We start from the raw sequence: 16911 nt of genomic DNA on the forward strand, positions 1-16911 counted from the left end.
GCCCCGCTACGCCGCGAGCGGCGGCTGAATCACCGCCCCCGTTCCGCCGCCGCCCCCGGCCGCAGCCGCCACACGCCGCCCGGCGTCAGCTCCGCGAACGTCTCCGCCGCGCCGCCGGGCCACCGCACCGTCACCCGCTCCGCGTCGCGCGCCCCCAGCCCCACCGTCAGCACGGCCTCCGACTGACTCAGATAGCCGCGCGCCGGCGTGGCGTAGAAGCGGCGGTCGCCCACCGTCACCTCGCTGCCGGCCGGCACGTCGAGCCGCAACGAGCGATTACCGCTCCCCTCATTCCGCAGCAGCCGGGCCGGGCCGCCGTTCGCCACCAGCACCACGTCCAGATCCCCGTCGCCGTCGTAGTCCAGCGCGGCGCAGCCGCGGCCGACGAGCGGGCGGAACAGGTCCGGCCCGGCGCGGTCGGCGCCGACCGGCACGAAGTCGGTGCCGCTGTTCCAGTACAGCTGCGCCGCCTGCGGGTGCGTCTCGCCGGGCCGCGCGGCGGCGATGTCGGGCTCGAGGTGGCCGTTGCACGTCAGCAGGTCGGGCCGGCCGTCGAGGTCGAAGTCGAGGAACAGCGCGCCGAACTTCATCGGCGGCCGGCTCGGCCCCGCGAGCCCGAGCCGCTGGGCCTGGTCGCCGAACCGCCCCGGCGCGCCGGCCACGAACAGCGTGTCCGGCTCGTTCGTGAAGTTGGCGACCACGACCGCCAGCCGCTCCGCGTCCAGGTACGCCGCGTCCACGCCCATGCCGCCGCGCGGCCGGCCGTCGGCGGTGGCCAGGCCCGCCGGCATCGCGGCTTCTTCGAACCGCCCGCCGGCGTTGCGGAAGTACAGGTTCCGCGTCGTGTCGCACGCCACCACCAGGTCGGGCTTGCCGTCGCGGTCCGCGTCGCAGACGGCGACGCCAAGCGCCTTGCCGACGGGCCGGCCGGCGTCGCGGACGTGGACGCCGGCGGCCTCGGACACGTCCGCGAAGCGGCCGCCGCCGAGGTTGCGGTACAGCACGTTGTCCGCGGCGGGGAACTGCGTCGGCGGCACGTAGGCGCGGCCGCCGCCGGGCAGTTCGGCCTTCACGCCGAGGTCCGCGGCCGGGCTCCACGTCAGGTAGCGGCACACGAACAGGTCGGGCCGGCCGTCGCCGTCGTAGTCGAGGAACGCCGCCGACGCGGGGAACGGAACCGGCCCCGCGTGCGTGTCGAACGGCGTCGGCAGCTCCGCGCCGCCGGCGACGCCCGCGGCGGAGGTGATATCGATGAAGCGCGTGCCGCCGTCGTTCCGGAACAGCCGGCTGGCGCCGACGCCGGCGACGAACAGGTCGGTGAAGCCGTCGCCGTCCACGTCCGCGGCGGCGGCGCCCATGCCGTAGAGCGTGACGTTCAGGCCGACGGCGGCGGTCACGTCGGCGAAGGTGCCGTCGCCCTGGTTGCGGTAGAGCGCCTGGGTGGGGAGTGGGCCGGGCTCGCCGGGCCACGGGCGGCCGTTGGGGAAGAACAGGTCGGGCCGGCCGTCGTTGTCGTAGTCGAGGACGACGACGCCGCCGCCCATCGTTTCGGGGAGGAACTTGCGCGGCGTGGCGCCGTTCGTGTGCGAGAAGCGGAGGCCGGCCGCGGCGGTGGCGTCGGTGAAGCGGACGCGCGGCGGGCCGGCGTCGGGCGGGGCGGGGGGGCGGAACGCGAGGTAGGCGCCGGCGGCGAGCGCGACGGCGGCGACGGCGAGGACGACGGGGCGGCGGCGCATCGCCGTGTAGTGTACTGTGTTCCGCCGCTTGCGGCGTAGCGGCGCCGGCGCCGCTACGCCGCAAGCGGCAATACCCAGTTACCGGTCGTAAGGCAGCCGCGCCACCTCGGTGGCGCGGTCGAAGAACGCCGCGTTGCAGACGTGGTGCACCAGCTCCGCGACCTCGAAGTCGGTGAACTCCTTCCGCAGCGCCTCCACGTCGGAGTCGGTCACGGTCGCCGGCGCGGCGCTCAGCTTCCGCGCGAACGCCAGCGCCCGCCGCTCCCGCTCCGGCAGCGCCGCGGCGTCGGCGTCGAGCCCGAAAATCTGGTCGTCGGTGAGGCCGGCGGCGCGGAGCCGGTCGCGGGCCACGGCCAGGGCGTACCACGCGCGGTCCTCGCGGGCCGCGGCCCACGCCACCGCCGCCTTCAGCCGCGGCGAAAGCTTCCCGGCCTCCATCCCGGCCTTCAGCCCCGCGGCGCGGCCCTTCGTCCCGTTCGGGAACACCGCCAGCAGCTTCGCCCAGTTCGGCGCCGCACCGTCGTACCCGAGCGCCTTGGAGTCCGCGGCGACTGGCAGGCGCGGCGTGCGTGCCGCGGCCCACGCGGCTTCCACGGCGGCGCGGTCCTCCAGCTTCGGCCGGGCCGGCCACGCCGGGGCGCTGGCCTTCACGCACTTCTCCGGCAGCGCCGCCACCTGCGACACGAACCCCGCGTACTTCGGCGACGCCGGCGTGGTGAACGACGCCGTCTTCTTCCCCTCCTTGGCGAAGAAGTCGCCGCCGGCCTCGCCGGGGATGTTCAGCCCGTCCGTCCAGCGGTTCATGGCGTTGAACCCGGCCACCGCCAGCACGATCTCGCTGCACTGGGTGGCGCTGAAGTGCTGCCGCAACTCCGTCACGTCGGCGTCGGTGATGGTGTGCGGCGCGACGGTGAGCTTGCGCGTGAACCGCACCGCGGCGCGGAGGTTCGGCGCCAGCGCGTCCCAGTCGCCGTCGAGGGCGGCGATCTCGTCGTCGGTGAGGCCGGCGGCGGAGAGCTTGTACTCCTGGTGGCCGAGGCAGTAGTAGCAGTTGTTGACGCGGGACACGACCCAGAACAGCCGCGTCTTGAACGTGTTGTCGAGGGTGGCGGCCTCGTCCGGGGTGCCGCCGCGGCCGCCGAGGCCGAAGTCGCGGAACTCGGCCGGCAGGTAGTACGCGCGGAACCGGCCGTTGTTCACCTTGGCGAACGGGCCGTCGCCCTCGCCCGGCGGGAACGGGATGCGCGGGCGGGCGGTCTTGTGCCCTTCCATCGCGGCCTTCACTTCGGCGCGGGTGGCCGGCACCGGCTTCGGCTCCGGCGACGGCGCGGGTTGCGAGACGAGCAGCGCGGCGAGCGCGAGTGCGTTCATGGTGATCTCGTGGGTGGCTGAGGCCTGGGTTTCGTCGGTCCCGCTGTCCCGGTCAGTAGTTGCCGACGACCTCGCCGCCGTTGCGGGTGCCCAGCGCCCGCCAGGTGGCGATGTCCAGCGCGTCGCGGACGAACCGCACGCTGCCGTCGCACAGCACGACGTTCACGCCGCCGGTGTGGTTGCTGTTGGCGCTGGTGGCGATGCGGCTCGGCGGGAACATGCACGACCGGCCGTTCGGCGGCATGACGTGCCAGTACGCCGTCGTCGAGTGGTACCCGTACAGCCACGGGCCGCCGACGTTCGAGTAGCCCTGCTTCGACAGGTCGTTCGGGTCCACCGCGTTGCACATGGTCACCGCCTCGTCCGCCGTCGCCGGGTACGTGCCCGGCTGGAACGTGTCCTTCTTCACGCTCCCCGTCGTCTGGCTGTAGTCGCCGCTGACGTGCTCGCTGAACGCCGCCGTGTTGCTCGTGCCGTCGGTGATGTCCGCGAACCGGTACGGCTGGTTGCAGAAGAACGGCCCGTTGTTCGGCGGCAGCGCAGCGTTCACCCCGCTCGCGTCGCTGGCCCCCTGCCACATCGCCACGATCGTGCCCTCGTTGGCCCGGTAGCTGTTCGGCGCCAGGGTCGGCGGCACCGCCCCGATGTCGTCCGACGGGCAGACGAACGTCTTGATCCGCGTCGAGGCGGCGGCGGCGTTGTTGGCGTGGTTCCACGGCACGCCGAAGTCGATCAGCTTGCGGGCGTTCTCCTGCTCGATGAACGGCAGCACCTGGGCCAGCGCCGAGAACGACCTGGCGTTCGACGGCGAGCGGCCCTGCGGCAGCGCGCTGTACGTGTCGTGGTAGGCGTGGCTGGCGAGCCCGATCTGCTTCAGGTTGTTCTGGCAGCTCATGCGGGCCGCCGCCTCGCGGACCTTCTGCACGGCCGGGAGGAGCAGCCCGATCAGGATGGCGATGATGGCGATGACGACCAGCAGCTCGATGAGCGTGAACGCACTGCGACGGAGAGACACGGGACCACCTCGGGCGGGGAATGGCGGCGCGCCCGCGCGGCGACGCGCGGGACGTACCGGGGTACGGAGTGACGCCACGACGGCGCGGCGCGGACCTTCTGCGCGGGTGCGCAGCGGCGGCGCCGCGGGCGGGTCAGACCGACCGGGGTGGGTGGAACGGCTGGTAGGCGACGTGGACGGCGCGGCCCGCGGGCGGGTCGGCGACGTGGTCGAACGTGGGGCTCGGGTCGGCGGGCGCGGCCAGGTCGGCCGGCCGGTCCTTCGGCGCCGGGTTCGGCGGTGCCGGAGGGGCGAGCGGGGCGGGGGCGGGCGCCTCGCGGGCCGAGCAGTTCGGCCCGTGGCACGGCTCGCCGGGCGGCGCCGGGTCGTGCGCGGCGGGCTTGCCGTCGATCACGACGTAGTCGCCGCACGCGGCCTCGGCGCGGCCCGCCGGCGCGAGCACGCCCGCGGCCAGCAGCAGGGCTGCGGCGACGGTGCGCACCGGCAGGTGGGAGAGGACGCGCGTCATGGGGCCGAATCGGACGTGGAAGCTGGGACCGAACTTACCACAGTTAGCGGCCCGGTCAAGCCCCGACCCCCGAACTCACCCGCGGGCGGCGGCCAGGGCGTCGGCGGCCATCTCCCCCGGCGTCCGCCCGCCGACCCCGCGGTAGTCGCCGCGCAACGCCTTCAGCGCCGCCCGCTCCTCGTCGATCTCGGTCGGCGTGCGGAACCCGAGGCGGCGGAACACGGGGAGCGGCGGGCACCACCCCTGGAGCGCGTGCTGGAGCAGGAACCCCCCGACCACCAGCGGCAGGACGGCGAACCGGCGGTCCACCAGGAGGGCGAGCGCGGCCCCCGTCGCCGCGGCGGTCGCCGCGTTCGCCTCCAGGGTCCGCTCCACGTCCCACTCGGCGTCGAGTTCGGCGAGCCGGCGGTCGATCGCCGGCACCCCGCCGGCGGCGGCCCGCTCGACGGACCCGCGCGTCCGCTGCCGGATGGCCTCGTTCACATGGGCGGCGGTCTGGTCCGGAACGCGTTGGCTGGTTGATGGTAGCATCGGTAGCCCTCCGCGGCCCGACGCGGGCCGCGACCCGGACACCAAGCAATTCGGGTGCCCACACGCCCCCCACGCCCGGTGCGCTTGACAGACCCCCTGCGCCCCGGCGACACTGGAAGCAGACTCGCTCCCGCCTCGCGTCACTTCAGTTCTCCCCTGAAGAGGCTCTCCCGTGCCCACGCGTACCCTCGTCATCGACGGCACCGACCTGCACCACTTCCTCCTCGCCGTGGAGTCCGGCACCGTCCGCCTCGGCGACGGCCCCGCGCACACCGCCGGCCTCATCCGCGACCTGCGCGTCGTCCGCGTCCGCTGCGAGATCGAGTTCGACGACGACCGCGGCGAAGTCCCCATCGACGAGCCCGGCGTGCTCGTCAAGCGCGCCCTCGGGCCGGGCGGCAGCCTCCGCGTCGGCAGCTCCAGCCTGTCGATGGCCGGCACCGCGCTGGTCCCGGCGCTGGCGGAGGAGACGGAGGTCGCCCCCGCGCTGCCGGCGGCCGGCCCGCGCCGCCTGAAGGTGATCGACGGCGGCGACCAGGGGCACGCCTTCCGCCTGCCGGACAGCGGCACCGTCACCGTCGGCAAGTCCGGCGGCTCGGCGGACGTCGGCCTCCACGACCTGTACGTGTCGCGCGTCCACTGCTCGCTCGAGGTGTCGCCCGCCGGCATCGTGGTGACGCACGTCGAGGGGATCGCCGGCACGCTGATCGACGGCAAGAAGATCAACGGCTCGCAGGAGCTGAAGCGCGGGAGCGTGCTGCGCGTCGGCAACTCGCACCTGCGGCTCGAACTCGCCGCCGCCGACGAGCCGCCGGCCGAGGGCTCGAAGCACCACAAGCCGGTGCGGGCCGAGGCGGTGAAGGAGGCGGCCCCGGAGCTGCCGCCGGTGGGGCACTACAAGCTCGGCCGGTCGCTCAGCCGCGGCTTCACCGGCGAGGTGTTCGAGGCGACGCACGACACCACCGGCCAGACCGTGGCGCTGAAGCTGCTGGCGGCCGAGTTCCCGGCGGCGCCGGCCGAGCTGGAGGCGTTCGCCCGCGAGCTGAAGGCGGCGCAGGCGGTGAAGCACCCGAACCTGATCGCCCTGGCCGGCGCCGGCCGGACGCCGGCCGGGTGCTGGGTGGCGCGCGAGTACGTGCCGGGCGAGTCGGCCGCGGCCGTGGCGGCGCGGGTGGCCGCCGGCGACAAGCCGAGCTGGACGCGGGCCGCGCGGGTGGCCGTTCACCTGGGCCGGGCGCTCGAGGCGCTGCACCGGCACCACGTCGTTCACGGCAACATCACGCCGGCGAACGTGCTGCTCCGCGCCGACGACCACGCCACGAAGCTGACCGACCTGCGGCTGCACCAGGCGCTAGCGGGGAGCGCGTTGCACAAGCGGGTTCAGGCGGCGAAGCTGCTGGCGGAGCTGCCGTACATGGCGCCGGAGCAGGCGGACGCGGGCGCGTTCGTGGACGAGTCGGCGGACCTGTACGCGGTGGGGGCGGTGGCGTACGCGCTGATCACGGGCCGGCCGCCGGTGGGGGGCGCGACGCACGCGGAGGTCGTGTCGAACCTGCACGCCGGCCGGGTGACGCGGCCGGGGCTGGTGTACAAGAAGGTGCCGGCGGCGTTCGACGCGGTGGTGATGAAGCTGCTGGCGGTCCACCAGGAGGACCGTTACGCGACCGCGGCGCAGCTGCTGGCCGACCTCGCCCCGATCGCCGAGGAGCACGACATCAAGCTGGGGTGACGGCATTCCGACGGCCGGACGGAAGAACCCGGTCCACCCTCACCGTTGAAGCAGCCCGGGCGCATCTGCCCCGACTGCTCGACGAGCGACGACGAACGGCCCCCAGTATTTTCTTGCGAGCGTCCGTTGAGTTCGGTACGCTCCTGCGGACGGGCGGTGTCCGCCGCGGAGCCGTACCGGGGGTGAAGCCCCGACCCCGGCGAATACCCCTAAACGTGGTTCGGCGGCCGAGGGCTTCGCGAGGTGCGTTAGCAGGATCGATAGCGTGGGTTTTGACTTGACCGTAGCAGGTAACGGCCGGCACAATCGGTGGTTACGGCCGGCGGGGCGGCGCGGGCGGCGTCATGTGATAGATAACGAAGGCGCAATCTAACCACTGGTTCGGCGGCGGAGGCGACTGGAGTCACGATGCCCGAAGAACGGCAGCCACCCGCGGACGCCGTGTACCGGGTTGAGGACATCAACGTTCTCCCCATACCCGACACGTTCTTCGGGCTGCTCGCCGCAGTCCGCGAGCGGCCGGGCATGTACATCGGCCGGAAGTCGCTCCGGGACTTCTACGCCTGGCTCGGCGGGCTGCGATTCGCCCGGATGCAGGCCAAGCTGCCCCCGCTGCCCGGCGAGGACGAGTTCGACGGGTTCGACGCCTTCGTGTGCGACAAGTACCGCTGGCACGATGTGGGCGGATGGGCGGCCAAGATAGCGTACTACTACCGCGACGACGCTGACGCGCTCGACCAGTTCTACGTGCTGCTGGACGAGTACCGGGCAAGTCGCCAGCCGCCCGCAGCACCGCACAGGTGAGCTGGTGGGCGGCGCAAGCCCGCCGCCCCAGGAACTTCTCTTGACGAGGGGCGCTCGTAGGGCGGGCCGCGGCCGCCAAGTCGAACGCCCCCCGCCGGTTATGTCGTGCGAGTCGGATCACGGCGCCGCCGGTGAGGTTGCCGGTCGGGCGAGGAGAGTGCATGAACACGGGATCGGCGCGTACCGCGGACGGGGCCGCCGGGGCGGGCCGCGAAGGGGTTATGCACCTGGCGAACTATGGCCAGGGCGAGTGGCGACCGGCGGGGGAGTCGGCACGGTGTAGTCAGCCGTCCCAACGGGATCGACCGCCGGTGGTGTGGGTAGGCGGTCGTCACCAAGTGTTTGGCCGAAAGCGCTCCCCGTCCCAATCGAACCCACGGGCCGAGCAGAGGTCACTCGCCGCACCAGAAACCGGACGGGCTTTGCGCCGGGCGCCGCGGGTAACATAGTCGGCGAGGTCAGCGGAGCCAGCCCCAAGTTCCTGGCGTGCGGGGGCAGGTCCCCTGCCCGGGGTGGAACCCGGCGCTGCAGCAGACGGCCGGCTCATTCGCGCTTTTCGCTGGCTCGCGTGTTCCGGTCGTTTTCTGCTACCCGGGCGACTGCTGAGCTGGTCGTTCGGCGGCGGAGGCGAAGGGCACAGGGGTGTACCGCACATTATGAATCTCGCCGCGATCCGGGATCAGTGGGGGACGCGACACTTCAGTCGTTCGCCCGCCAAACTAGTCGAGTCCCTGCCACTGCTCGCCGTAGACAAAGCCTTGCTCGGAGCCATCGGGCTGCCCCGCGGGCCGAAGGCCGCGTTGAAGTTGTTCATGCGATTCGAGGATGTCGACGTTCTGCACCAACCGCGGCAACTTCGTCTCGTTGCGGACGCTGGACTTGAGAAGGGGAAAAAGTTTCCCCGGACTGGCCACGCGGAACTCGACAAGTGGGTCGATCTGAGCAAGTTTGTCGTGGTTGGGGAGGCTCCGGGGACGTTCTACCCGAACCGCCTGGTTTGTGTGGACGGCGTCCGCGGTGGTGTCTGGTGGGTGTATCCGAAGTTGAGGGATCGGCGTACGGATTGCGACCCGATCAACACCAGTCTGGCGAGCTACCTCGAAAGTTGGCTTGCGTACAAGGAGTTCCGCGAGGAATGGACCCAACTGCTCCGCAAGTACGGCAGAAGTGACGAGGTGGAGTTGGAGAAGGCAGATCGACCGCACGCGCGGAAGATGCACCGGAAGTTTCTGAGTCGATTGAAGAAGGCTGATCCGAGCAACTTCGAAGATAGCTTCTGGTTTCACCACGCCTGGGACGAGGCGATTATGTTGGATGCGTAACTTCAATTGCCGAACCCCACGCTGCAGCAGACGGCCCCCGCCTATAGCTTTCTGGTGACCATAGCTCACACGGGCGGGGGCCGCTGCTGAGTTGGTTGTTAGCCCGGCGTCCTACGGGGAAATGGCCATCAAGCTCGGGACGGGAACGCTCGCCCGGTCCGAGCCGGTCCCCGATTCCCTCCGGCACGCCGTGTTCGACAACGGCGTTGTCGTCCCCCCGGTCGAGCCGCGGCACGGGGAACCGCTCGTGACACTCCCCCGGTACCACACCGACCCCGCCGACCGGCTCCGGATCTCGCCGGCCGTCGTCGACGGAATTTCGATCGTCGGCACCGACACCGCCTTCGACCCGTACCCTGTTCAACGGCTGTGGTGACCGGGGTCGGCGTCGGCCCGGCCGGGGGTCGGAGCCGTGACGCGGTCCGGTCGAACACCATTCCCCACCGAGAGCGGTACCATGCGGCCAGTCGTTTTCCGTCCCACGTTCCTCCTCGCCCTGGTGCTCGCGCCGCTGGCCGCGCTCCACGCCGCCGAGCCGAAGGCCGGCGAATCCCGGCGGGTTGACCTCGGTGACGGCGTTTCGCTGGAGGTCGTCTACCTGCCGCCCGGCGAGTTCCTGATGGGGAGCACGCCGGACGAGAAGAAGTGGGCGACGGGCATCGAGGGCGGCGCCCAGCCGGGGACGGAGCGCGAGTCGTACGAGGGCGAGAAGCCGCGGCTCACGCGCGTGAAACACGGCGTGTGGATGGGCCGCACCGAGGTGAGCGTCGGCCAGTTCCGCCGGTTCGTCGCGGAGACCAAGTACGTCACCGACGCCGAGAAGCCCGGCGGCAAGACGCAGGTCTTCGACCCGGCGTGGGACGGCTACCACCTCACGTCGAAGGTGGTTCACCCGTGGGCGCCGGTGCCGGGCAAGAGCTGGCGCGACCCGAACTGGGGCTTCGAGAACCGGGACGCCTTTCCGGTGGTGTGCGTGAGTTACAACGACATGAACGCCTTCTGCCGGTGGCTGACCGAACGGGAGCGAAAGGCCGGCCGGCTGCCGGACGGGCTGGAGTACCGCCTGCCGACGGAGGCCGAGTGGGAGTACGGGTGTCGCGGCGGCAGCAAGGAAAGCCTGTACTTCTGGTGGGGCAACGACCTCGAACAGGGCGAGGGCCGGCTGAACATTTCCGCCATCGACTTCCTGCCGGGCCGCAAGCGGACCTGGCCGCTGGGGAAGGCCCCCTGGAGCGACGGCTTCCCGTTCGTCTCGCCCGTGGACCACTACGGCGAGCGGGGGCGCAACGGCTTCGGCCTGGCCGACACGTGCGGCGGGGTGTGGGAGTTCGTGATCGACCACTTCGACCCGAAGGGCGGGCACGAGGAGATCTACTACGAGAACGCGGAGACGCGAACCGTGACGCGCCCCGTGTGCCGCGGCGGCAACTACTTCGACGTGCCCGGCAACGCCCGCTGCGCGGTCCGCCTGGGCATCCAGAGCGTGACCTACTCCGACTCCCGCGACGGCTTCCGCGTCTGCCTGGGCCGCGTCGTACCCCGGCAGTAGGCACGAAGCCCCTGGCCCCGAGGGTGAGTTGTGGGAGAGCATCCGGCGGTGAAGCGTGCCTGACGGCCGCCGGCCCAAGCTGTTACGGGGGAGGAATTAGCGTCGGAAGTGTGGGTCGCGGCTGGATCGAACCAACTTTTTTATGAGTCGGTGACATGTTTCCGGGGATCGACCCCCCTCGGCCGGAAACAATCATCCTGGCCGAAGTGTCGGCGCGCGGCCGCACCTGTCGGGCGGCCGACGACGGACGCCCGGTGCCATGACCGTAACGAAGCGGTACTCATTCCTGGTGGGGTCGAGGGCCGGCGGACCCCGCTCCGACCACGAATCAGTACCGCTCCTTCTTGACCGGCTTGCCCAGAAGGGCCTTGCGGATCGTGCTCCGCCGCTTCGCCTCTTTCCGGCTCCGCGCCTCGCACGGCTTCTCGTAGTACTCGTGGGCGCGCAGCTCCTTCTTCATCCCGCTGCGCTCGACCAGCTTCTTGAACCGCCGCAGCGCCGCGCCGATCGGCTCGCGGTCGTGGACGCGCATTCGCAATCCCATTCCGTCTCCTTGGCTGCCGGTCGCGACTCCGCGCCGGGATGCTTAGTCTACAACCCACACCGCTTCTGGCGTAGCCCCCAGAATGGCTTCGTCGCTCGCGCCCACCAGCCGCCGCCCCGGCCCGCGGCGGGCCGCCCGAAGACGATGAAGGGGAAGCGGTTACCGCTTCCCCTTGCGAATCGCGGCGAGACGCCACCGACCGAACCAGCGGAGCGGGAGGGATTCGAACCCTCGATACGGGGATACCGTATACGGCATTTCCAGTGCCGCCTCTTCAACCACTCGAGCACCGCTCCGGCGCCCGGACACGTCCTGATCCGGGCGGGTTCGTCGGAACGGGGTCATGCTAGCGGCCGGGCCGGGCGGGTCAACCGACGAACACCCCGCCGGCCAGGGGTACGCCGCCGAACACGGCCAGATCCTCGAACACGGCCGGCTCGCCGGTCGTCGTGAAGTTCACCCCGAGGTAGGACCGGACCCGGGCGGCCGAGCCCTCCCCGCTCCCGGCAAGCACGTCCGCCCGGCCGTCGAAGTCGGCGTCGTTCACCGCCACCCGCACACCGCCCCGGTTGGCCGCGTCCCCGGCGACGAAGAAGTTGGCGATCGGAGTCGACTGGGCGACGTCCACGTTCCCCGCCGCGATCTCGTCGCCCGGGAGGATGAACACCCGCGGGGCGCCGCCGGGGCCGCCGCCGAACACGAGATCGGCGAACCCGTCCCGGTTCACGTCCCCGACCGCGACGTAGGCCCCGTTGCGGAGGTTCACCGCGTCCGCCCCCGGGAAGGCGAAGAAGTCGTTCAGCATCCGGGTCGGGGTGCCGAACAGGGTGGCCCCGTCGAACACGGCCACCCGCGGCCCGCCGAGGAACCCGGCCGCCACCGCCATGTCGGGGACGTGGTCGGCGTTCACGTCGCCGACGGCGGCCCGGCACCCGCCCCGGAAGTTGGCGTCGTCGATCCCCAGGAAGTTCGCCCGGACGGACATCATCCCGCCGCCGTAGGCGAACACCGTCACCCGCGGGCCGCCGCCCTCGTCCGGGGTGACGACCCACTCGGCCTCGCCGTCGCCGTCGAGGTCGGCGGCGGCCACGAACCCGCCGCCGGTGAAGTCCTCGCTCCCGGTGAACGGGGCGGTCGGCGTGACCAGGAGGGTGACGTTGTCCACACCGCTCACCACAGCCATCCGCAGCGGGGTGCCCGGGCCGGTCACCAGAATGGTGTCGACGAAGGTGTCCCCGTTCACGTCTGCGGTCGTGGCCCGAACGTTCGTCCCGAGCCCGCCGAACGCCCCGACCGTGACCGGGGCGGCGGTGTAGTGGCCGACCGCGTTCGCCCGGTACACCAGCGCCGCCCCGTCGTCCGTCCCGGTGGCCGCCAGGTGCGCGCGGGGGAGTTCGACCAGCCTGGTGAGGACCACGTCGTTGCCGGTGCCGCCCCGGTACGAGATCGAGTACGGCAAGCCGCCGACGAGCAGCCCCCCGCCCTCGGGGAGCCCGGCGAACGTCCCGACGACCGGGTCCGTCCCGAGGTTCCGGATGACCATATACTCCTGACCGATGACGGACGCCCCGGGAGCGGTCGGCAGCAGTACCGCCCCGTTCACCGACACCGTCCCGCTGACCTGGAGCCCGACCCCCCCGCCGCCGAGCAACGGCGGAGTGAACTGGCCCCCCGGGTTGATCGTCAGCGTCGCCACGTCCTCGTACGCGGTGCTCAGGACGTGGAGCAGGCCGTCGCTCCGGACGGTGATGTCGGCCGTGTCCGGAATCTCGGTAATGTTCACCAACTCCAGTTCGGCCGAGCCCGCGGCGCCGCTCCCGTCCCCGACGGAGATCGTCGTCGACAGCCCGTCGTCGCTCGTATTCGTCACCAGCCGCAGTCGCCCCGCGGCGATGGTCGTCGCCCCCGTGTACGTGTTCCCCGTGTGCCCGGCGACGCTGGTGTCGGTGGCCAGTTCGAGGGTGCCGACCCCGAGCTTTCGCAGGCCGACCGTCCCGGTGATGTCGGCCGAGATCCGCAACCGCCCCGTCGCGGAGTTGGTCAGGAAGTACACCGTCGACCCGGACAGGACCAGGTTGGCTGGGCCGACGATGTCGTTGAGCCCCGTGTTGTCGATCACGTTGTTGGTCGCCAGCGAGCCGTTGATTCCCAGGTCCGAGACCAGGTTGATGGTGACGTCGGCGGTGGTCCCGGGACCCGTGTTGAACTGAAGGGTCCGGTACACTCGGCCGACGAGGTCCTGATCTTGGTTGTTGTTGACGTTGTTCACGAACATCACGTCGTCGCCGCTCGCGGGCGTTGTGCCGCTGACCCAATTGAAGGAGTCGCTCCAGTCGTTCGTCAGGCCCAGGCCACCCCAGGTGTGGGTGTCGGGGTTGGTTCGGTCTTCAAGCCGTTCCAGCCGCACCCGATGGCGGGGTAGAACCGGGGTGGTATGGCGCATGACGTGGCCTCCGGGCAGAGGAACGGACGGGCCGCCCCACGGCCGGCGGCCGAGCGGGCCCTGCGGTCGCGGGTGGATGAGGAGTGTCAAGATGGGTAAGGCAGATGAAATGCCAACCGGCGCAGACTCGGCGGTACTTTTCCCGACCCGTGCGATTCCTCAGTCCGGACCGGGCTCAACCGGACTGGCTACGGAACGTCATCAGCCGCGGCCGTGCGGCGGTGACACGGCCGCGTGTCACCGCCGCACAGGGGCCGGCACTAAGCAGTTGGCCCCGATTGCGTACCATGTTTCATGATCCGCGTTCACCTCACCGTTGCGACGCAGTCCGAGTTGCAGGCTCTCCGGCGGGACCCCCTCCCGCCCCGGGTACGGGATCGGCTGGAGATGGTCCTGCTGTCCGACGCCGGGTGGTCCCCGCCCCGGATCGCCCGGCACCTCGGGTGTGACCCGCAGACCGCCCGGGCCGTGATCCACGGGTTCAACGCCCGGGGGGTGCCGGCCCTCTACCCCGGCAAGCCCGGGCCGGCCCCCAACTACGCCCGCCGGGATCAGGTGGCCGCCCGGCTGACCGACCTGCTCGGCCAGGACCGGACGTGGACGGCGGCCCAACTGGCCGACGCCCTCCGCCCCAACGGGATCCGGCTCCGTGCCCGTCAGGTCCGTCGGTACCTCGCCCGACTGCGGGCCGGGTACCGGCGGACGGCCTCGACCCTGGAGCACAAGCAGAACCGGCCCAAGGTCGCCCGGGCGGCGGCCGTCCTGGGCGGCCTGCAACGGAAGGCCCGGGAGGGCCGGCTGGTCCTGGACTATCTCGACCAGTGCGGGTTCGCCCCGTCGCTGCCCGGTGGGTACTCGTGGTGCCTGCCGGGCCAGCGGAAGCGGGTCCGGTACGAGTACCCCCAAGGTCGGCGGGTCAACGTCCTGGCCACCTACGAGCCGCTCGGCCCGGCCCCCCGCTTGGATGCCGTGCCGTTCGAGCGGACGCTCACGTCGGACGACCTCGTGGCCTACCTGCGGGGGAGGCCCGCGGTCGGGCGACCCCGGGTGGTGGTTCTGGACAACGCCCCGATCCACACCAGCAAGGTGGTCAAGGCCGCCCGGCCCGAGCTGGCGAAGTCGGGGGTCTACCTGTACTACCTGCCGGCGTACAGCCCCGAGTTGAACCGGATCGAGGCCGTGTTCAAGCAGGTCAAGCACCACGAGATCCCGACCCGCAGTTACGCCACCCGGTCCGATCTGCGGGCGGCCGTCGAGCAGGGCTTCAACTCCTATGCCCAAAAGCTCCGCCCAGAACCTGGGAAACAACTACGGCCGGCTGCTTAGCGACCCGAACCGGGCTGGGCAATGAGCCGCTCCGCCGGGTGCACCACCGGCCTGTCCGGCCCGTCCGCCACCCCGTCGGCTTCCACGTCCGGGCCCGTCGTCGTCCGCGCCGCCCGTTGCCGCGTGCCGCCGCCGCCGGCGGCGCGCTCCACCGACACCACGTAGCCGTTGCGCCACGTCACCTTCACGTCGTTACGGCCGTCGTTCAGCTCCATCGTGCCGTCCGAGTCGTCGTCGGCGTCGAACTCGCTGCGGGTCGAGCCGTGCCAGCGGGGCATGTTCGAGCCGCCCTCCAGCAGCCGGGCCGCCTCCGAGATGTGCATCCCCGGCCGCACGCGCTCCACGGACGCCGTCTCCTGCGCCTCGCGCTCCTCGCGCGCCTCCTGCTTGAAGTAGAAGCGCACGCCGGCGATCGTGATGGTCACGAGCGCGGCACCGACGCCCTTCACCAGCAGCCAGTTGATGCGGCTGCCGCCGCCGGCGCGGTGGCGGCGGTTCAGTTCGTCGGTGGCGTTGGTGGGGAGCCCCGCGATGGGGGCGGCGGCCTTGCCGGCGGGCGGCAGGAAGGTGAACTTCAGCGCCGCGGAGCAGTCGGGGCACGCGGACGGGGCGTTGTCGGCGGTGTAGAACCCGCACCCTTCGCACAGCTTGGCCATGACGCGTTCCCGGGGTCGGAGGGACACCGGGACTGTAGTTCACGAATCGGGTGCGGTCGCACCGGTCGTAGGAACCGCGACGGCACCAGAAGCGCGGTTCCGGCCGGGGTACAATTCCCCCCATGAGGCGGATCGACCTCGACCACAACGCGACCACACCGACCCGGCCCGAGGTGTGGGACGCCGTCCGCGCCGCGCCGGACGGCAACCCATCGAGCGCCCACGCCGCCGGCCGCGCCGCACGCCGCGCGCTCGACGATGCCCGCGAGCGCGTCGCCGCCGCGCTCGGCTGCGAGCCCGACGAAGTCACCTTCACCGGCGGCGCCACCGAGGCCAACAACCTCGCCGTCTTCGGGCTCGCCGGCCCGGGGCGCGTCGTCGCGTCGCCGCTGGAGCACCCGTGCGTCGCGGAACCGCTAAAGAAGCTCGGAAATGTCGAGTACCTGCCCGTGACACACGCCGGCGTCGTGGAAGTGCCAGCGGCGCCCGCGGACGTACGCTTCGCCGCGGTCATGCTCGCCAACCACGACACGGGCGCCGTCCAGCCCGTGCGGGTCGTCGTCGACGCGCTGCCGGGTGTGCCGGTGCTGTGCGACGCGGCGCAGGCCGTCGGCAAGCTGCCGGTGAGCTTCCGCGACCTCGGCGTCGCGGCGCTCACGGCGGCCGGCCACAAGTTCGGCGGGCCGAAGGGCGTCGGGCTGCTGGTTCTGCGGCGCGGCACGCCGTTCACGCCGACCGTGTTCGGCGGCCACCAGCAGGGCGGACGCCGGCCCGGCACCGAACCCGTGCCGCTGGCCGTCGGCCTCGCCCTGGCGCTGGAGCTGGCCGTCGCCGAGCTCGCCGGGCGGCGCGCCACCTGGGCCGCGCTCCGGCAGCGCTTCCTGGCCGCGCTTCAGCCGCTGAACCCCGTCGTGAACTCGCCCGCGGACGGCCTCCCGAACACACTCAACGTCTCGTTCCCCGGCACCCGGGCCGACCTGCTCGTGCCCGCCCTCGACCTCGCCGGCGTCGCCTGCTCCGCGGGGGCGGCGTGCGCCAGCGGCTCGCTCCTGCCAAGCCCCGTGCTCCGCGCAATGCACCTGCCCGACGACGTGGTCCGCGCCGCCGTCCGCTTCAGCTTCGGCCGCGACACCGACGTTGAAGCCGTGGACGAGGCTGCGGGTCGCATCGGTCACGCCGTCCGGCGGCTCCGCGGCAACGGATTCGTGCCACAGACCCCCCCGGGGGGTCGAGGCACGCATTGAGTCAATGACACAAATTATTGTTGGAGCGATTCCGGACTCGGTGTTCGTGCCGCAAACTCTTCGCAGATTCGACACTTACGTCCGCCGATGCGGCCTTCCCCGGCGGCCGCAATACCACTAGAATGATGTGCGA

At 71.9% G+C, this 16911-nt stretch carries 15 protein-coding genes and 1 tRNA gene; 7 read left to right on the top strand and 9 right to left on the bottom strand.

What is annotated here, in order from left to right; translation table 11 throughout:
* Positions 1 to 29: 29 nt before the first annotated feature.
* The 5 genes from ETAA1_RS31225 to ETAA1_RS31245 form a co-directional block, all read right to left on the bottom strand.
* Complete coding sequence (locus ETAA1_RS31225; protein WP_145244500.1) at positions 30 to 1736, bottom strand: CRTAC1 family protein; 1707 nt, start codon at positions 1734 to 1736, stop codon at positions 30 to 32.
* 78 nt (positions 1737 to 1814) lie between these two features.
* The gene (locus ETAA1_RS31230) at positions 1815 to 3107 is read right to left on the bottom strand and encodes a carboxymuconolactone decarboxylase family protein (protein WP_145244501.1); all 1293 of its coding nucleotides are present in this window, start codon (positions 3105 to 3107) and stop codon (positions 1815 to 1817) included.
* A 52-nt stretch (positions 3108 to 3159) separates the two neighbouring features.
* Entirely contained in the window at positions 3160 to 4122 is a 963-nt protein-coding gene (locus ETAA1_RS31235) for a DUF1559 domain-containing protein (RefSeq protein ID WP_145244502.1), read from the bottom strand.
* Between the two features lie 133 nt (positions 4123 to 4255).
* Positions 4256 to 4630, bottom strand: coding sequence for a hypothetical protein (locus ETAA1_RS31240; RefSeq protein WP_145244503.1), 375 nt, complete (start codon positions 4628 to 4630; stop codon positions 4256 to 4258).
* Positions 4631 to 4705: 75 nt separating this feature from the next.
* Complete coding sequence (locus ETAA1_RS31245) at positions 4706 to 5161, bottom strand: DUF2892 domain-containing protein (protein ID WP_145244504.1); 456 nt, start codon at positions 5159 to 5161, stop codon at positions 4706 to 4708.
* Between the two features lie 172 nt (positions 5162 to 5333).
* Between ETAA1_RS31245 and ETAA1_RS31250 the strand changes: the two genes are divergently transcribed.
* The 5 genes from ETAA1_RS31250 (at position 5334) to ETAA1_RS31270 (ending at position 10565) form a co-directional block, all read left to right on the top strand.
* Positions 5334 to 6890, top strand: coding sequence for an FHA domain-containing serine/threonine-protein kinase (locus ETAA1_RS31250; protein ID WP_145244505.1), 1557 nt, complete (start codon positions 5334 to 5336; stop codon positions 6888 to 6890).
* A 408-nt stretch (positions 6891 to 7298) separates the two neighbouring features.
* Positions 7299 to 7694, top strand: coding sequence for a hypothetical protein (locus tag ETAA1_RS31255; RefSeq protein ID WP_145244506.1), 396 nt, complete (start codon positions 7299 to 7301; stop codon positions 7692 to 7694).
* 656 nt (positions 7695 to 8350) lie between these two features.
* Positions 8351 to 9016 (top strand): SUKH-4 family immunity protein, encoded by a 666-nt coding sequence (locus tag ETAA1_RS31260; protein WP_145244507.1) that lies wholly within the window; start codon positions 8351 to 8353, stop codon positions 9014 to 9016.
* 121 nt (positions 9017 to 9137) lie between these two features.
* The gene (locus tag ETAA1_RS31265) at positions 9138 to 9392 is read left to right on the top strand and encodes a PIN domain-containing protein (RefSeq protein ID WP_145244508.1); all 255 of its coding nucleotides are present in this window, start codon (positions 9138 to 9140) and stop codon (positions 9390 to 9392) included.
* A gap of 81 nt (positions 9393 to 9473) precedes the next feature.
* Positions 9474 to 10565: a formylglycine-generating enzyme family protein gene (locus ETAA1_RS31270; RefSeq protein ID WP_145244509.1), complete on the top strand. Its 1092-nt coding sequence runs from the start codon at positions 9474 to 9476 to the stop codon at positions 10563 to 10565.
* 328 nt (positions 10566 to 10893) lie between these two features.
* On the opposite strand, the gene rpsU is transcribed toward ETAA1_RS31270, so the two are convergent.
* The 3 genes from rpsU to ETAA1_RS31285 form a co-directional block, all read right to left on the bottom strand.
* A complete protein-coding gene (gene rpsU / locus ETAA1_RS31275) occupies positions 10894 to 11109 on the bottom strand; it encodes a 30S ribosomal protein S21 (RefSeq protein ID WP_145244510.1) in 216 nt (71 codons plus the stop codon).
* 208 nt (positions 11110 to 11317) lie between these two features.
* A tRNA-Ser gene (locus ETAA1_RS31280) sits at positions 11318 to 11405 on the bottom strand.
* A 71-nt stretch (positions 11406 to 11476) separates the two neighbouring features.
* Positions 11477 to 13552: an autotransporter outer membrane beta-barrel domain-containing protein gene (locus ETAA1_RS31285; protein ID WP_145244511.1), complete on the bottom strand. Its 2076-nt coding sequence runs from the start codon at positions 13550 to 13552 to the stop codon at positions 11477 to 11479.
* Between the two features lie 294 nt (positions 13553 to 13846).
* Here ETAA1_RS31285 and ETAA1_RS31290 point away from each other — a divergent pair, with 294 nt between their 5' ends.
* Positions 13847 to 14878, top strand: a complete 1032-nt coding sequence (locus tag ETAA1_RS31290) for an IS630 family transposase (RefSeq protein ID WP_145235399.1) — start codon at positions 13847 to 13849, stop codon at positions 14876 to 14878.
* Here the strand turns inward: ETAA1_RS31290 and ETAA1_RS31295 are convergent.
* A complete protein-coding gene (locus ETAA1_RS31295) occupies positions 14875 to 15534 on the bottom strand; it encodes a hypothetical protein (RefSeq protein WP_145244512.1) in 660 nt (219 codons plus the stop codon). The genes ETAA1_RS31290 and ETAA1_RS31295 overlap by 4 nt on opposite strands.
* A 122-nt stretch (positions 15535 to 15656) precedes the next feature.
* Between ETAA1_RS31295 and ETAA1_RS31300 the strand changes: the two genes are divergently transcribed.
* A complete protein-coding gene (locus ETAA1_RS31300; protein WP_145244513.1) occupies positions 15657 to 16778 on the top strand; it encodes a cysteine desulfurase family protein in 1122 nt (373 codons plus the stop codon).
* The last annotated feature ends 133 nt before the right edge of the window (positions 16779 to 16911 follow it).

The sequence above is a fragment of the Urbifossiella limnaea genome (assembly GCF_007747215.1).
Taxonomy (GTDB): domain Bacteria; phylum Planctomycetota; class Planctomycetia; order Gemmatales; family Gemmataceae; genus Urbifossiella; species Urbifossiella limnaea.

What these genes read in the sequence shown, in the direction of transcription:
- ETAA1_RS31225 (WP_145244500.1), bottom strand. Translation starts at nt 1,736, where the DNA reads ATGCGCCGCCGCCCCGTCGTCCTCGCCGTCGCCGCCGTCGCGCTCGCC.
- ETAA1_RS31230 (WP_145244501.1), bottom strand. Translation starts at nt 3,107, where the DNA reads ATGAACGCACTCGCGCTCGCCGCGCTGCTCGTCTCGCAACCCGCGCCG.
- ETAA1_RS31240 (WP_145244503.1), bottom strand. Translation starts at nt 4,630, where the DNA reads ATGACGCGCGTCCTCTCCCACCTGCCGGTGCGCACCGTCGCCGCAGCC.
- ETAA1_RS31245 (WP_145244504.1), bottom strand. Translation starts at nt 5,161, where the DNA reads ATGCTACCATCAACCAGCCAACGCGTTCCGGACCAGACCGCCGCCCAT.
- ETAA1_RS31255 (WP_145244506.1), top strand. Translation starts at nt 7,299, where the DNA reads ATGCCCGAAGAACGGCAGCCACCCGCGGACGCCGTGTACCGGGTTGAG.
- ETAA1_RS31260 (WP_145244507.1), top strand. Translation starts at nt 8,351, where the DNA reads ATGAATCTCGCCGCGATCCGGGATCAGTGGGGGACGCGACACTTCAGT.
- ETAA1_RS31265 (WP_145244508.1), top strand. Translation starts at nt 9,138, where the DNA reads ATGGCCATCAAGCTCGGGACGGGAACGCTCGCCCGGTCCGAGCCGGTC.
- ETAA1_RS31270 (WP_145244509.1), top strand. Translation starts at nt 9,474, where the DNA reads ATGCGGCCAGTCGTTTTCCGTCCCACGTTCCTCCTCGCCCTGGTGCTC.
- rpsU (WP_145244510.1), bottom strand. Translation starts at nt 11,109, where the DNA reads ATGGGATTGCGAATGCGCGTCCACGACCGCGAGCCGATCGGCGCGGCG.
- ETAA1_RS31285 (WP_145244511.1), bottom strand. Translation starts at nt 13,552, where the DNA reads ATGCGCCATACCACCCCGGTTCTACCCCGCCATCGGGTGCGGCTGGAA.
- ETAA1_RS31290 (WP_145235399.1), top strand. Translation starts at nt 13,847, where the DNA reads ATGATCCGCGTTCACCTCACCGTTGCGACGCAGTCCGAGTTGCAGGCT.
- ETAA1_RS31295 (WP_145244512.1), bottom strand. Translation starts at nt 15,534, where the DNA reads ATGGCCAAGCTGTGCGAAGGGTGCGGGTTCTACACCGCCGACAACGCC.
- ETAA1_RS31300 (WP_145244513.1), top strand. Translation starts at nt 15,657, where the DNA reads ATGAGGCGGATCGACCTCGACCACAACGCGACCACACCGACCCGGCCC.